Source organism: Neobacillus sp. 114 (genome assembly GCF_030127045.1).
In the GTDB taxonomy this organism is placed as follows: domain Bacteria; phylum Bacillota; class Bacilli; order Bacillales; family Cytobacillaceae; genus Neobacillus; species Neobacillus rhizophilus.
Genome location: NZ_CP126144.1, coordinates 640,594 through 655,891 on the forward strand (window position 1 = coordinate 640,594; position 15,298 = coordinate 655,891).

Annotated in this window: 15 protein-coding genes and 1 pseudogene; 11 read left to right on the forward strand and 5 right to left on the reverse strand. The window is 39.9% G+C overall.

Going from position 1 to position 15,298, the window contains the following annotated elements; all coding sequences use genetic code 11:
- Nucleotides 1-43: 43 nt before the first annotated feature.
- Both QNN06_RS03075 and QNN06_RS03080 read right to left on the reverse strand, forming a co-directional pair.
- Entirely contained in the window at nt 44-979 is a 936-nt protein-coding gene (locus QNN06_RS03075; RefSeq protein ID WP_284036945.1) for an SDR family NAD(P)-dependent oxidoreductase, read from the reverse strand.
- An 80-nt stretch (nt 980-1,059) separates the two neighbouring features.
- Nucleotides 1,060-1,629, reverse strand: a complete 570-nt coding sequence (locus QNN06_RS03080; RefSeq protein ID WP_213118842.1) for a TetR/AcrR family transcriptional regulator — start codon at nt 1,627-1,629, stop codon at nt 1,060-1,062.
- Between the two features lie 147 nt (nt 1,630-1,776).
- On the opposite strand from QNN06_RS03080, the gene QNN06_RS03085 reads away from it, so the two are divergent.
- From QNN06_RS03085 to QNN06_RS03105, 5 genes are all read left to right on the forward strand, one after another.
- Nucleotides 1,777-2,415 carry a response regulator gene (locus QNN06_RS03085; RefSeq protein WP_284036946.1) on the forward strand — a complete coding sequence of 213 codons (639 nt, stop codon included), beginning with the start codon at nt 1,777-1,779 and terminating at the stop codon, nt 2,413-2,415.
- 1 nt (nt 2,416) lies between these two features.
- The gene (locus tag QNN06_RS03090) at nt 2,417-3,517 is read left to right on the forward strand and encodes a sensor histidine kinase (RefSeq protein ID WP_284036947.1); all 1,101 of its coding nucleotides are present in this window, start codon (nt 2,417-2,419) and stop codon (nt 3,515-3,517) included.
- Nucleotides 3,518-3,632: 115 nt separating this feature from the next.
- Nucleotides 3,633-4,571 (forward strand): ABC transporter ATP-binding protein, encoded by a 939-nt coding sequence (locus tag QNN06_RS03095; protein WP_284036948.1) that lies wholly within the window; start codon nt 3,633-3,635, stop codon nt 4,569-4,571.
- 12 nt (nt 4,572-4,583) lie between these two features.
- The gene (locus QNN06_RS03100) at nt 4,584-5,696 is read left to right on the forward strand and encodes an ABC transporter permease (RefSeq protein WP_284036949.1); all 1,113 of its coding nucleotides are present in this window, start codon (nt 4,584-4,586) and stop codon (nt 5,694-5,696) included.
- Nucleotides 5,696-6,841: an ABC transporter permease gene (locus tag QNN06_RS03105; RefSeq protein WP_284036950.1), complete on the forward strand. Its 1,146-nt coding sequence runs from the start codon at nt 5,696-5,698 to the stop codon at nt 6,839-6,841. The genes QNN06_RS03100 and QNN06_RS03105 overlap by 1 nt, the downstream gene beginning before the upstream one ends.
- Before the next feature lie 738 nt (nt 6,842-7,579).
- Here the strand turns inward: QNN06_RS03105 and QNN06_RS03110 are convergent.
- Nucleotides 7,580-8,167: a TetR/AcrR family transcriptional regulator gene (locus QNN06_RS03110; protein WP_284036951.1), complete on the reverse strand. Its 588-nt coding sequence runs from the start codon at nt 8,165-8,167 to the stop codon at nt 7,580-7,582.
- Nucleotides 8,168-8,284: 117 nt separating this feature from the next.
- Between QNN06_RS03110 and QNN06_RS03115 the strand changes: the two genes are divergently transcribed.
- Nucleotides 8,285-8,851 (forward strand): hypothetical protein, encoded by a 567-nt coding sequence (locus QNN06_RS03115; RefSeq protein ID WP_284036952.1) that lies wholly within the window; start codon nt 8,285-8,287, stop codon nt 8,849-8,851.
- Nucleotides 8,852-8,933: 82 nt separating this feature from the next.
- On the opposite strand, the pseudogene QNN06_RS03120 reads toward QNN06_RS03115, so the two are convergent.
- A pseudogene (locus QNN06_RS03120) lies at nt 8,934-9,439 on the reverse strand (DUF1648 domain-containing protein).
- Nucleotides 9,440-9,594: 155 nt separating this feature from the next.
- On the opposite strand from QNN06_RS03120, the gene QNN06_RS03125 reads away from it, so the two are divergent.
- From QNN06_RS03125 to QNN06_RS03145, 5 genes are all read left to right on the forward strand, one after another.
- On the forward strand, nt 9,595-9,750 hold the full coding sequence (locus tag QNN06_RS03125; RefSeq protein WP_284036953.1) for a hypothetical protein: 156 nt from the start codon (nt 9,595-9,597) through the stop codon (nt 9,748-9,750).
- A gap of 139 nt (nt 9,751-9,889) precedes the next feature.
- A complete protein-coding gene (locus QNN06_RS03130; RefSeq protein WP_284036954.1) occupies nt 9,890-10,204 on the forward strand; it encodes a PadR family transcriptional regulator in 315 nt (104 codons plus the stop codon).
- 15 nt (nt 10,205-10,219) lie between these two features.
- A complete protein-coding gene (locus QNN06_RS03135) occupies nt 10,220-10,831 on the forward strand; it encodes a DUF2812 domain-containing protein (protein WP_284036955.1) in 612 nt (203 codons plus the stop codon).
- 359 nt (nt 10,832-11,190) lie between these two features.
- The gene (locus QNN06_RS03140; protein ID WP_284036956.1) at nt 11,191-13,293 is read left to right on the forward strand and encodes a PhoX family protein; all 2,103 of its coding nucleotides are present in this window, start codon (nt 11,191-11,193) and stop codon (nt 13,291-13,293) included.
- Nucleotides 13,294-13,386: 93 nt separating this feature from the next.
- Nucleotides 13,387-13,980, forward strand: coding sequence for a class D sortase (locus QNN06_RS03145; RefSeq protein WP_217033179.1), 594 nt, complete (start codon nt 13,387-13,389; stop codon nt 13,978-13,980).
- Between the two features lie 182 nt (nt 13,981-14,162).
- On the opposite strand, the gene QNN06_RS03150 is transcribed toward QNN06_RS03145, so the two are convergent.
- Entirely contained in the window at nt 14,163-15,167 is a 1,005-nt protein-coding gene (locus QNN06_RS03150; RefSeq protein ID WP_284036957.1) for a DUF3231 family protein, read from the reverse strand.
- Nucleotides 15,168-15,298 lie beyond the last annotated feature (131 nt).

A 15,298-nucleotide genomic window follows, 5' to 3' on the forward strand; every position in this document is an offset into this window, starting at 1 on the left:
TTCACTCCTTTTAAGAGCACTGTTTACGTTTTGATCTTAAATCCTACATCTTCTGTTGCATCCAATGTAATGTTTTTTTTATTCCTTCCTGATAGGGCGTCCGCGGTACAGGTCCTATTTTTGCTTCGTATTTCTTCCCGCTCAAGATTACGGGGTCCTCAGTCAAGTACATCATCTCCACCAGCTCTCTCATGAAAGGATGAAAGATTCCGATGAAGCGAATCATCGTTTTTGACACGGTTCTGATTGGCTTTTTATATCCTGCTTCCTTTCGTAAAATCTCTATAATTTCTTCGCCTGTTATCGGATGGGCGGATGGGATATTCCAATTTTGATTGTACGTATCCTCTCGTGAAGCTAATTCTACCATCGCCTTTGCAGCGTCCAATGTAAAAATATACTCACGAGCCACTTTGAGATCACCAACGAAATTCGCAGTTTTATGCTGAACCACGTTTTTGAGCGTTTCATGAAGAATCGTATTTTCCGCATTGGGGCCGTATACATCCGGCAAATGAACAATTAAAGAAGGGATACCGCTTCCTTTCAATCGATTTTCCATTGCAAGCCGGATGTTCCCTTTTTTTGTATGCGGCTCTTTCTTGGTATCTTCATTTACTTCTATTTTGGATTGCCGTCCATATGCATAAATATTATCCACTAGGGCAATTTTTGCATGGTGTATTTCTGCAGCCCGGACGATTATCTCGATGCATAAAGGATGCTTCTCCTCCCATTCTGGATAAGGAAAGCTCACTGCATGAAAGATGACATCGACACCATCAGCTGCCTCGATGACGTCCTTTTCCACTAAGGCATCCCCTGGAAAAATGGTTACCCTCGGCTCATGCTGATAAAGAGCATGTAACTTTTCTTTTCCCCTAGAAAATGCAACCACTTCTACACCTCTGTTACCCAACTCACGAACTAATGCATAACCCATTCCACCTGTTGCACCTAGGACTAATGCTTTCTTCATTACGAACATCCTCCTCATCAATTGACCACTGGTCAAATATTTCTAAAAAAATAGAGGGAAGCTCCAAACGGTAAAATGATTTAGAGCAATCCTTTTATGATGAATTGTACATGCGATTTAGCTGCCAATTCCGCTTCGTCAAAACGATCAACATATCCACGATAATGTGAAACAAAGCCATGCAGCGCGATAAATGCCGACCAAACGTCAATAATCTTCAGTTGTTTTGTAGACAAGGATTGGACCGTTTGGGCAAATTTTTGATAACAGAGGTTGGCAGCTTCCTGGGAGAGACTATCTACCTCCGTATTTCTTACCATAAACATAATTTCATACTGACTTTGATGGTTTAATCCGAATTCAATAAAGCGAAGAAGTAAGTTAGAAAGCTTTGTTGAGTCATCTTCGGGCCCTTGAATAGAGTCTTCTATAAGGTTGTTCAATATAGAAAAATCATCTTCGACAACCGCATAAAAAAGTTCTGCTTTATTTTTAAAATGGTAATAAATTGCACCATGACTGCAGCCCAGTTCCTTAGCTATATTGCGCATAGAAACCTGTTGAAAGCCTTTTTCGACAAACTGGGTCCGTGCTTTCTGTATAATTAATTCTCTTGTCAGCTCCTGGGAAGCCGTTTTGCGAGGGGACATGTTCAAACTCCTTTAATTAACCACTGGTTAATAACCAGTATAACACTTTTTATATCGTTATAGAAGTAATCTTTAATCGCCACGCCATTTATTGCCAATTTCTTGCTATAATTACTACAAGGGAAAGTTGGAAGGGGTGGAAAGATTATGAAAATCTCTGTGATCATTGTGGATGATAACTCCTTTATTCGCGAAGGCTTGAAAATTATCCTTCATACATACGCAGAGTTTGAGGTGCTTGAAACGGTGAGTGATGGAAAAGAGGCCGTAGACTTTTGCTTAAAGAATAAGGTCGATATAGCCCTTCTGGATGTCCGCATGCCCAATATGAATGGGGTGGAGGCGTCCAAGCTGATTACGGAGCAAACCAGCACAAAGCCGATTATCTTGACCACCTTTGATGATGATGAATACATTCTTGATGCTATCAAAAATGGCGCCAAAGGCTATTTATTGAAGAACAATGACCCCGAACAAATTCGTGATGCGATCAAGAGTGTGTATAACGGAAACAGTATTATTCAGGAGGTTATTTTAGAAAAAATAAAGTCCAACCTCGCGGAAAAAAAAGCTCCCGAGACGCCAATGGACCTCAGCCTGTTCACCGAAAGAGAACGAGAGATCATGTCCCTGATTGCTAAAGGGTATTCCAATAAAGCGATATCCAAGCAATTGTTTATTTCCGAAGGGACGGTGGCCAATTATATAACATCAATATTAAATAAGACCGGGCTTGAGCACCGGACCCAGATTGCGATTTACTATCTGAAGGGGAAAGTGGAATAGGATGGAGCTGTGGATGATTGGGACGAAGCTCGTCCTCCTGCTTTATATAGCCTTCTGCTTTGTACGGGCAGAGGGTAGTTCGATCGACTTGGCGGTTCTTACCTTTCTGCTTTATTTTTGTATCAATATTACCCTGTATATTTTTAAACATACTACCATCAAAAGGCTGCTTCTCATCGGATCCATCTGTATGACCGTGGCAGCCTATTCAATGGTGCATCCGATCTTTAGCATTCTTTTACCACTATCCATTGTGGAGTTGGCCGCAGGCTTTATTGAACAAAAATTCATACGTCTGCTTCTCGCCATCCTCCCGATCTTTTATTTACAAGAACCGTTCCAGCCGATTTACGGGTTAGTAGCCATCTTTTGCTTTATGCTTTATTCCGTCACTACAAGCTTCCATTACATGCAGGTGAAGGATGAGGCGCAGATGGATTCGATGCGAAAAGCGATGGGGAAATTAACCAAGCGTGTAAATGAAAATACCGAGTACATTCGTCAGTCGGAATATACCTTTAAATTAGAGGAACGAAATCGAATTTCACAGGAGATTCACGATAAAATCGGTCATTCGATGACAGGGGTCCTTTTTCAAATGGAAGCGGCGAAACGGCTGCTGGAAACCGATCCAGGGAAAGCAGCCGAGCTGCTGCAAAATGCCATCCAGATTTCAAAGGAGGGCATCGAAAACATCCGCTTGACCTTGAAAAATATGAAGCCTCCAACAGAGCAGGTCGGCATTCATCGCCTGAAGCTGATGATTGATGATGTCAATGCCAAACAGCCAATTAAAACCGTGCTGACGTATGAAGGGAATTTAGATGTCATTTCTCCGATCCAGTGGAAAATTATCCATGAAAATATCACGGAGGCGCTCACAAATGCAATGAAATATTCCCAGGCAACGCTTGTTTCGGTCGATTTGAAGGTGTTAAATAAACTGGTCAGAGTCGAAGTGAGGGATAATGGCGTGGGAACAGACACGATTAAAAAAGGGCTTGGCATCATTGGGATGGAGGAGCGCACCGCCGCAGTGGACGGAACGATGATTGTCGACAGCACTCATGGCTTTTCCGTCACCACCCTCCTGCCGATATGAAAATCTAACGCTCACAATATGAAAATTCTCATGTGAAAAGAATGAACGATTGCACTTATGCAGGTTCATTCTTTTTTTTATACTTGAACTATAGAAACGATCTAGGGGTGAAGAGATGAACGTGTTGGAGATAAAGAATGTAACGAAGAAGTTCGCAGATTTCATTGCGGTTGATAATATGAGTCTAGCTGTTGCCGAGGGAGAAATCTTTGGCTTTCTCGGGGCCAACGGCGCGGGGAAAAGCACCACGATTAATATGATTGCCGGGCTGCTGCGCTGTAATGACGGCATCATTAGTATTCTTGGAAAAAATTCAGCCAAACACAGCCGTTTTGCAAAAATGAACCTTGGCATGGTTCCCCAGGATTTGGCCATCTATGAGGACATGACGGCCTATGAAAACGTTAGATTCTTTGCCGGCCTATACGGTCTGCGCGGCGCCGAACTGCATGACCTTGTTGTGGAAGCACTGGAGTTTGTCGGCCTACAAGATAAACACAAGAGCTATCCCAATAGTTTTTCAGGGGGGATGAAGCGGCGCTTAAACATCGCCTGTGCCATTGCCCACCGGCCGAAGCTGATCATTATGGATGAACCGACAGTAGGCATCGATCCACAGTCCCGCAACTATATTCTGAATTCGGTTAAGAAGCTAAACGAAATGGGCTGCACCATCATTTACACAAGTCACTATATGGAGGAAGTCGAAGAGATTTGTTCGCGGATTGCCATCATTGATCACGGAAAAATCATTGCCGAGGGAACGAAGGAGCAGCTGAAATCACTCATTACTAATACGAAGGATTTATGGATTGAGGTTAAATCCTCTGAAAACTTGAACATTCAGGCTATCAAAGAAATTCCTGGCGTCGAAGCTGTTTCGATAGAGGAATATTTTATTAAAATCAACTCGGATACGGGCGTTAATAATTTAAACAAAATCATTGAGCATTTGATTAACAATGGGATTGAAATCCGCGGCCTCCAAGAAAAGGCCCCAAATTTAGAGACTGTGTTTTTAACCTTAACCGGAAGAAACCTAAGGGACCAATAGGGGGGATTCACATTGAACATACTCAATATTGCCTGGAAAGGCATTAAAACAGAGTTCCGGGACATTAAAACCTTGATTTTCTTGTTAGCTTTCCCGATTCTTTTAATGCTCGTCCTTGGAACAGCCCTGTCGAACACGTTTACGACCAGTCTTCCTGTGGATGATCTCCATGTGTTATATAAAGATACAACACAAGAAGGGAGCTTTCAGCAATTTATCAAGGCAGCGGAAAAGTCGGGGATGCATTTTAAGAAAGTCACCGATCAAGTAGATGGAAAAAAAGAAGTGAAGCGAAGTACCTTTGATGGGTATGTAGAAGTGACCGAAAATGGGGTCCAGCTCTATGTCAATGATGATAATAGTATAAAAGGGAGTATCCTGCAAGGCATGGTCTCCGGGTATGTCGACAAGTATAATATTGCTTCTGAAGTCATGAAGACAGCACCTGATAAGCTAAATGCAGCCTTTACGGCGGGGGAGCAGAGAGATTTTATTAAAGAAACCTCGCTAAATCCGAATAAGCAGCCGGGATCGATGGATTATTATGCGATTGTGATCACGACGATGATTGTGCTGTACGGGGCGCTGCCGGCCAGCTCGCTGATTGTCAGTGAACGCGTGAGAAGGACGGCAGATCGCCTGATTGCTGCACCGGTAAGGAAAAGTGAAATTTTTATCGGTAAAGTGTTGGGGAGTCTCGTTAGCAACGGCTTGTGTGTCATTCTCGTCATCCTGTTTAGCAAACTATTATTCAAGGCAAACTGGGGTGACCATCTGGGGCTGGTATTTCTTGTGCTGCTGACAGAAGTGGTGTTTGCAATTAGTTTGGGAATTGGCATCAGCTTCCTAACGAAATCTAGTGCGGCACCTCAAGTCATCATTATGATCATTGTGCAGCTATCGTCCTTTTTTGGCGGGGCTTATTTTAAAATAGACAATCCGGAAGGAATTTTTAAACTGATAACCGAGCTTTCACCGCTTACCTGGATGAATGAAGCGATAACGAAAATCATCTATGCAAATGACTTTGCTGCCGTCATTCCGGCAATCAGCATCAATCTGATCGGCTCGTTTTTATTGTTACTAGTGGCAATCATCTCACTGCAAAGAAGGGAGGGGGTATAATGAGGGATATCCTCTGGATCGTGCAAAACACGTTACGTGTGACATTTCGAAAAAAGAAAAACATCTTGCTGTATTTGTTTATGCCGTTAATCGGAATTTTTATTGCGCTGATGGCCTATGGCGGTGATCAAAAAATGATCTTGCATGTCGGCGTTGTCAATCAAGACAAAGCTGAGATTACTGCGGATACGATTCAGTTTTTAGGAGGATTAGAGAATGTGAAGATTACCGAGCTAGAGGCAGGGCAGGTTCAAGAAGAAATAGTTTCCGGTAAGCTCGACAGTGTGATTACCTTTGAAAAGGGGTATTCAGACAGTGTATTGGCGGGGCGGCCTGACCATATTCAGCTCACTTCCATCAAAGGCGCGCAAGTGACAGGCTTCGTGAAGTCCTATTTATATCAATACATCGATAATATCTCGACGATCAGCCGTGCAGCCGATGGAAATCAACAGACTTTTCAGCAGATGTACCAGGATTACCAGCAATCGTCCTTTCAACTCTCAACACATTCTTTAGCGGATACATCGAGGAATAAAAATATGACGACTCAAACGATTGGTTTCCTGATTATGATCATGCTGATTTCTGCAAGTAATTTGTCAGAGATCATTCTGCTGGAAAAAGAAAAACGCACCTATTTTCGACTGTTATCGACTCCGATTAACGCAAGAAAATATTTATTGGCAAATGTGTTGGTCAACATGCTGGTGATGACGGTTCAGGTTGCCGTTACGCTAACCATCATGAAAAGCGTCTTTCATATTGGTCTGAACATGTCTTATTGGGAAGCGGCGGTCGTTATGCTTCTGTTCTCAATGATTGCGGTTGGGCTATCGCTTGTGTTGATTTCCTTTTCAAAAAGCCGCAGTGCAGCAAATGCCCTGCAGAATTTAATTATTACCCCAACCGTGATGCTTTCCGGGTGCTTCTGGCCTGTGGAAGTCATGCCAACAACCTTGCAGAAAATAGCGAACTTCCTGCCGCAGCGCTGGACACTTGATACGTTAACGAAGCTGCAGGAAGGGCATGCGTTCAGTGAGTTATCCTTGAACTTGCTGATTCTCTTTGCCTTTGCGGCGGCGTTTTTCTTAATTACGGTCTATAAATTCAGCCGCAATAAGACAACAGAGAATTTTGTATAGGACGGAACAATAAAATGAGAGGAATCTCAAAAATTGATTGGGATTTCTCTCGTAAAATCTTGTCTGAAAAAAGCTACATGAAAGTAGAACGGGTTCTGTTACCTGTCACAAAAATCCAAAATGTGTATTAAAATGACCATCAATTTGTATGTGAATTTGATGGTCATTTTTTATTGATATAACGCGAATAATTATAAAAATAAGCGTGAACCTGTAGTCCAATTTGTATATCAAAATGTAAGGTTACAGAGATTTCTGTTACCTCGCAAATTGGACTACAAAATGCTGTGTTTTTTATTTACAAAACCACGTTTTTCTTTGGCCTTGGCTCTGTAATTATTCAATGATGATTTTCGTATAGGTATGAGAATTCATAGGCGGAGAATTTCCGGCTAATGTATATAAAGGAAGCTTAAGTAGCAGAGATAAGCGGAGAAATTCCGGTTAACAGCTCTGAATAAGCCAAAATTCAAAGATTTGGATCATATAAGCGGAAAAACTCCGCTTATTTTTAAGGAAATATGGGTATTTCCCAATTTAAACGGAATTTTTCCGGTTATTTTTCAAACACAGTGAAATCAACATTCAGTTTTATAACAGTGCCTTGGCCATAAAATGGTGGAACTTTGTAATATTCTTACATAACAAAATGTATAACAGATATAAGGACATTTTTAAACGCATTTTTATAAAAAGTTACAGGTATCGGAACCCGTTAATGAAAGTTGAACTTTATTCTTAGTCGATACAAATTAAATTTAAATGATGTGAAATGACACTGGAGACTAGTTCATAATTCACTCGGGAAGGTTCTAACATGGCATGGATGGCTAATCCATCTATAATGGCATATAGTTTTTCCTTTTCAATATCGATATGTAGATTTTTCCGCAGCAATTGATGCTTTTCTAAAAAAGTGAATATATTATCAATTGCCAGGAAAATTCCATCGGTGTCTGTACCAAATACATCCCCCTTTTTCCTGCTATAAAAAATAAAGGTAAACCATACTTCCATTTCAGCCATCGTTTCTTCATTAATGGGGATTATTTCTAAAATGACCTTTAATACCTTCTCTTTTGGCTGTAAATCACTTGCTGCAATTTTACTAATACGAGCAATTACCCTCTCTTTAACGAGATTCATGGCATAAACGAGCAATTCATTTTGTGTTGAAAAATAGTGCCGCAATGCCCCTAAAGACAGCCCGGCTTCTTTGGCAATTTTTCTTACCGTCGCTCCTTCCATTCCTTCACGTAGAATCACCCGCCACGTTGCCTCCGCAATTAACTTTTTTTGATGATCATGGTCAATAATTTTTGGCATACCTTATTTTATCAATAAAAATGGGCGTGTGCAATTTAATAATACAGTTGTATTATTTAAAATCAGATGTTAATATGGGTATTAAATAATACAGTTGTATTGGAACGGGGTGTCTTTTTGAATTTAATTGCTTGGATGATTATAGCCTGTGAAATAGGGTTTTGGATTGTCATATTGTTAGGGCTAGTTTCGCGATATATTCTAAATAAAAAGAAGCTGGGGCTTTTTTTCTTTGCGTTGAGCCCTGTTATTGACTTAGTTTTATTGATTACCGCTAGTATTGATATATTTCGGGGTGCGACAGCAACAATCGCACATGCCATTGCCGCTGTGTATATAGGAGTTTCTCTTGCCTTTGGAAAAGGGATGATTGAATGGGCTGATCAAAGGTTTCGTTATTATCTCTTAAAAGAAGGCGAAAAGCCCTTAAAGCGTTATGGGTTAGTGTACGCCTGGCATTATTTAAGAGGATGGGGTAAGCATTTAGTGGCTTATCTGATTGGAGCTGCTATGTTAGCAGGAGTCATTCTTCTTATTAACGACCCCGGTAGAACAGAAGCCCTTTTCAGTGTTCTAAGATTATGGTCATTGGTGCTGGGGATTGATTTACTCATTGCCATATCAAACTTTGTTTGGCCAAAAAGGAAAAAAGTAAAGGAAAAAACGGGGTCAGTCCACCAATAATGGAAAGCGTAAAGCGAAGTACCGCTTTCTAGTGTAGAATGGGGCTGTGATTTATATTGATGAAAATGCAAGAAAGGTTGTTTTATTTTATCCTTTTTTGCCTCATTATTCCTGTCGCAATTGGAATGATTATACAAATAACTGCAATCGGTAGAAACCATTTGCCAAAACCATTCCCCCAGTCTAAAGCAATCGAGATGGATTCAAATAAGATAAGGGCAAAGATGATTATGCAGATATTTTTTAATTGATTCATCAATTTTCGGCTGTTCATATAAAACTGTTTTGCATTAGATTCATTAAATCTTTGTGGGTAATTATAAATTGGGGGAATTTTTCTAAAGTTTGCAAGAAAAGAATAATGAAAGCCCCTATGCCAGGTAAAATCAAAAGTTCCCATTTTGACCCCCACCGATCCACTTCTCCGGAGGCATTAAAATGTCCTGGCACTTTTTCAGGAAGCCTGTTCCAAACAGCAATCAAAAAGATAATTGATCCAAAGTAAAATGAGTAGCCAATGATATCCCAAATCCATTCGTTCTTTGTCTTTTTGATATTTAATTTTGGCCGTTCCCATGAATTGGACATGTTTTGCCACCCCCGACTATAATATTTTTTAAGGTTTCATGTATTTATTTTAACATCTTGAGCTTATATATCCCAATAAAACCCATTCCTAAAATGAACCTTTTTGTCTGTTCGGCTGTATAAGTTATAAAGAGATAAGAAGGAGTGGATGAAATATGGCATTAGGGTGGTTAATAGGCACGATTGCCGCGGCAATTCTTGGAACGACGTTTGCCATACTCATTGCGACAATGAACAAAAAGGTCGTTAGAGATTATAAAGGGAATATTGACTTTAAGAAGTCCGACATTTATTATTACTGGACACGGTAGAAGCGAATCTAGCCTTTAACTTTATTCTAAAAAAAGGCTAAAATCGCTTTTTATTTTTTTGACATTATACAGTTTAACTGTATATAATGTAACTATATAGTCAGACTGTATATTATCCTATAGTAAGACAGGTGAAACCATGAAACGAGATCGACATATTCCGCTTACAGAAACAGTGTATTATATACTTTTATCATTATTAGAGCCGGCACACGGATATTTGATTCTCCAAAAGGTGGAAGAACTTAGCGGAGGGCAGGTGAGGATGGCGGCCGGGACATTGTATGGAGCGATAGAAAATTTGTTAAAGCTTAAATTTATACAGCCGGTTCCTAGTGAGGATAGCCGGAGAAAAGTTTATTTAATTACGGATAAAGGAAAAGAAATGCTGCATCTTGATTTAGAAAGAATGAAGCATATGATACAGGTTACGGAAGAAGCGTTTATTAAGTAACAATGAGGTGAGATCATGAGAAAATTTAAGTTTTTCCTAAACTTTGAAAAGGAAGCAAACTGGCTGAATCAAATGGCTGAGGAAGGATTTGAATTTGTAGGAAAGTCAATGGGGTATCATTTCCGTCCAGCCAAGCCAGAAAAGACAGATATTAAAATTGACTATCGCACATTTAAAAATAAAGCAGATTTTATCGATTATTGTACACTTTTTGAGGACTGCGGATGGAAGTATATTGCCGGGACAAAAAGTTCCGGGACTCTATATTTTAAAAAAGTCAGAGCAGATGCGGATGAAGACATTTTTTCTGATGCAGATTCCAAGGCTGGCAGATACAAAAGGCTGTCACAAATGTATATGGCATTATCTATGTGTTATTTGCCTATTTTTGCAGCATTGATCACAACGGGTGCCATTGATGCGGCTGGTCTGTTAAGTCCAAAGAGACTCTATTATACACCGGGGTTATGGAATATGGCAGGGGCGGATTTTTGGGGAGCATTTCTGTTTGAAACACCATTTGCCCTATTTAGGGCAGCAACATGGGCTCTTTTCCCAGTAATCATCATTTTATTCCTTTTCTTTAGTTATAAAACTGAACAGCATTATAAAAAATTAATGAAATAAATGGTAATAGCCTTATTAATAATAAGGGTCAGTTCCTAGGACTGACCCTGACTACGTTTTCCAGATAAAATAGGGGTTAAAAGGCCCGTTTTTTTAAATGGGATTTTAGCAGCTGGTACTATTTAAGAGAGACACAGGGACGGTTCTTCTGCTTCTGAAGCATGAGAACCGTCCCTGTGTTTCATCTTCGATTAAATTCGGAGCGTTCCTGGCACTAAATCAGAATGCCATGTTTTATTTACATAATTTACAAAAAAATCATAGAAAAGTAACCGTTCTTTCACCATGGATTAAAAAACGAGTGTTTTAATTGAGAAGAAAGTACTAGTTCAAAAGTCCAAAAGGGGAGGAAATTAAAAATGAAAAAGAGGGTAACAGTGGTATTAGCTTTAAGCTTAATGATACCGGCAGTAGCACCTGCAGCCTTAGCGGCAGGGGATATCACGATTCAATCTTATAAATTCAACTCGATGAAGGCGCCAGCTACAATTGAAGAAATGGTAAAAACATATACCAACGCTTCTCTGGATGTTACATATAGTAATGGCGACAAGAAAAATTTCCCGCTTACATATAAACAGTTGTATATGACAGACGAGAACATTGTCACAAATAAAGGGATTAAAATTCCAGCGGGAACTCCCATTGATGTAAATGGCAATCCAATTGTCGATAACAGTGTTCCCAGCCAACCATCTTATTATATTTCCGATGCACCCGACTCCAATAGCCTAATAAATGTCGGCGGAAACCTTTATATGATTTCCCATTTTGAATATGATACAGAAGATAATTCCGGCGGTTCCGCATACGGTAAACTCCCGGCATCAATGACATTAACAGCGTTAAACCAAGACAAAAAAACCGGTGAATTAACCGTAAATAATGCGAAGAAAATTGACTTTGCAAACGTCAATGGTTTATGGATCCCATGTAATGGCTCGACTTCTCCTTGGGGAACACATCTGGGTTCGGAGGAATATGAACCGGATGCACGGAATTTTTTAGAAAATCCGGCGACAGATCCTACCAATGTAAAAGCATTTGCCAAGTTTTATTTTGGCGATGAGGCAAAAGCCAATCCATACTATTATGGCTGGATTCCAGAAATAACTGTTACGGCAAACGGCGATGCCAGTGTAGTGAAACACTACAGTGCAGGCCGTTTCTCTCATGAAGTCATGGAGGTCATGCCTGATAACAGGACTGCTTATTTTGGTGATGACGGCGGTTATACAGCTACTTTTATGTACGTTGCAGATAAAGAAAAAGACCTTTCTGCTGGAACCTTATATGCTGCAAAATGGAACCAGACGAGTGATGTAAATGGCGGATCAGCCAATTTACAATGGATTAAACTCGGACATGCTACGGATGATGAAGTAAAGGCCATCATTGACAATGGAACAACATTTGATGATATTTTTGAAAAAACAACTGATGCTGCTTCTGCAAAAGATAACGGCTTTTCTGCCATTAAAACATATCCAAGCGGAAAAATTGAATATCTGAAAGTCAAGCCAGGAATGGAAAAAGCTGCGGCCTTCCTAGAATCACGCCGTTATGCCGCAATAAAGGGTGCAACTTCAGAATTCAATAAAATGGAAGGCATTGCTGTGAATGCAAAAGATAAGAAAGTCTACATGGCGATGTCAGGTGTCAGCGGTGCAATGTTAGCAAGCAGTTCTGATCCTGTAGATGATATTCATGTCCAGAAAATTAATGCTGGTGTAACCTATGAGCTTAACTTATCAGGCGGATTACAAGATAGTGAAGGAAATTCAATCAACAGTGCATATGCTGCCACGAATATGAAAGGTCTTGTTGTCGGAGAGGATCTGGCTGCACCTGATGCTTACGGAAATAAATCAAATCCGGACAAAGTAAATAAACCGGATAACCTAAGCTTTTCCGAAAAAATGAGAACTTTATTTATTGGCGAAGATGGTACTGAGCATACAAACAACTATGTTTGGGCTTATAACGTAGACACAAAAGAACTTTCCCGCGTGTTATCAGTACCAGCAGGGGCCGAAGCAACCGGATTACGTGTCATTGATGATTTTAATGGGTTCTCTTATGTGCTAAGCAACTACCAGCATCCAGGTGATGAGCTCGACAAATGGCAGGGAACGGCTGTCAATAAGGCGGATTTGTTAAAAGCCGTTGATGATGCAATAGGGATCAATAAAAAAGGCGGAGTCGGCTATCTTGCTATACCGAATGTAACCCCAGTTCAAGAACCGGCACCGACAACAACTCAGCCGCCATCAAATAATCCTGATGCACCGAAAACAACCAACTCTGGTGCACCGCAAACAACTAATCAAGTCGTAAAAGGCGGAACTTCTCCGGTTACAGGAACTCCGTTTGTGAATGCCCTGTTAGGAGCAGCTGCGCTGCTTGGAGCTGGATTTGCATTGGTTCGTTCGTCTTTACGTAAGTCAAAATCAACAAGATAAGGTCGTTTGAGCATTACCGCTGAGGTCTTTTCTGGAACTTTTTCGGGAAAGACCTTATTCTAAATACAATTTGAACAAAAGGAGGTTGAAAGGATGAAGTCAAAAAAATTTTGGTTAGGGAGTTTGTTGGCTGCTATTGGTTTATGCCTACTGATCTCCATCCCCCTTTATTTTATTCAATCTCATGCCAGCAAAACGAAACTGTTAAAGGATTATAATAAACAGGAACAAGCCCTTACTTCTGATTTAGCAACAGATTATCAGCTGCCACCCAAGCCAATTAACCGAAAAAATCAAAAAGATGATGATTTAATTGGAAAACTGGTCATTCCAAAGATTTCCTTGGAGGTACCAATAGTAGAAGGAACCGATCAAAAGGCTTTAAAAAAGGGCGCCGGACATCTGACGACAAGTGTAGCAGCAGGAGAAAATGGCACAAGTGTGATTGCCGCTCATAATACGACTTTTTTCCACCACATTGGCGAGCTTGCGTTAAAGGATACTGTTCAAGTGGATACCCTATCAGGAACGAAAACCTTTGAAGTATACGAAACAAAAGTGGTCAAAACAGGAGACCCTATTTATAATACGGTAACGCCATCTCTTGTGCTGGAAACCTGTTATCCGTTTGATGTAGGCACGGAAACTCCATATCGGTATCTTGTCTTTACGAAAGTTATCAATTAAGCACCTAATCTTTTAAAAAATTGATGTGTTGCATTAAACCGTACCATAAGGATAAGATGGACCCGAAAATGCGGATTTACAACGCCAAGCTATCTATTGATACAAAGTTTTTTGTATTAACGTTGTAAATCCGTATAATCCTGATTCTCCCCCAAGAAAAGAGCATCCCATATTGTAGAATATTATTGTTGTATTAATTTATCACGGTCGACTGCTTGTGGAGGTTCCTCCATCCAGCCTTGTTTAATCATAATATTGGCACCATCTTCCACATACAGTGCGACTTCTGGAATCAAAGAAATATATTTAAGACCTAAATCTCTCCTTGGACTTGCTGCTAATGCAGTTCCATAATAGCCGATTCCTGCTGCAACCATGGCTGTAACATGAAACATCATTAGTTTATCTGAAAAGATACTTGCTGTTGTATTTAAAACAGCCGAACCTGAACTTACAGGGGCTGGCAGATCCTCCTTGGTTAAAAAATTGCTAAATATATCTATATATTTTTGGGCAAGCTCTTTTCCTCTTAAGAAATACTGTTTTACATCTTCGTTTTGAGCGGTCTGGGCAAAGCCGGTTACTAATTCTTTACCGATAATATTTATTAAAGTGTTTAAGTATAAGTGTGTGATTTCTAGTGAATTAATTGATCTCTTTTTTCCAAAAAAACCAGTTAAATAATGTTGTTTTTCTACAAAATCGATCCTTTCAGGAATAGGTATAGAAGGCGGTTTTACATAAATCCCTTGTTTTAGCATTAAATCACGTGTTCTATCCTGCAATTCAACCCCTTTATTTAAGATACGCTTATGAAAAGCAACAACATCTGGACGTGTCGCAACTGTTAGTCCTCCACAGCTGGATGTCATTGCAAATACAGCCAGTTGACTTAAATGCTTTAAGAAAAAAGTATCTGTAAAAAGTCTTGGAGCTTTTGTATTAACATCTTGTTCTGTAAATCCAATGGGTATCGGAAAATTCTCTTTTTGAAACAGTTCCTGCATGATGGATATATTCTCTTTTGCTGTATCAAGTGTCCATTCAATAATAGGACGTATTTCTTCATCCTCTACTTTTTCTAAGAAATAGCTGTTCATACAAACAACTATCGTATCACCCATGTATTGAGTCCATAAACCAGACATTTCCGCGGCAGTTAACGGAATATTTGTTTTATCATCCATTAGAACAACCTCCTATTTTACATTAATACGTTATGGAATAATATTTCCTAAAAAGCGGAAAACATAAATTGACAACCTTCCTAATACATCAAATGAAAAAGGGAATAATCCTGAATGCCCCTTTATTCAAT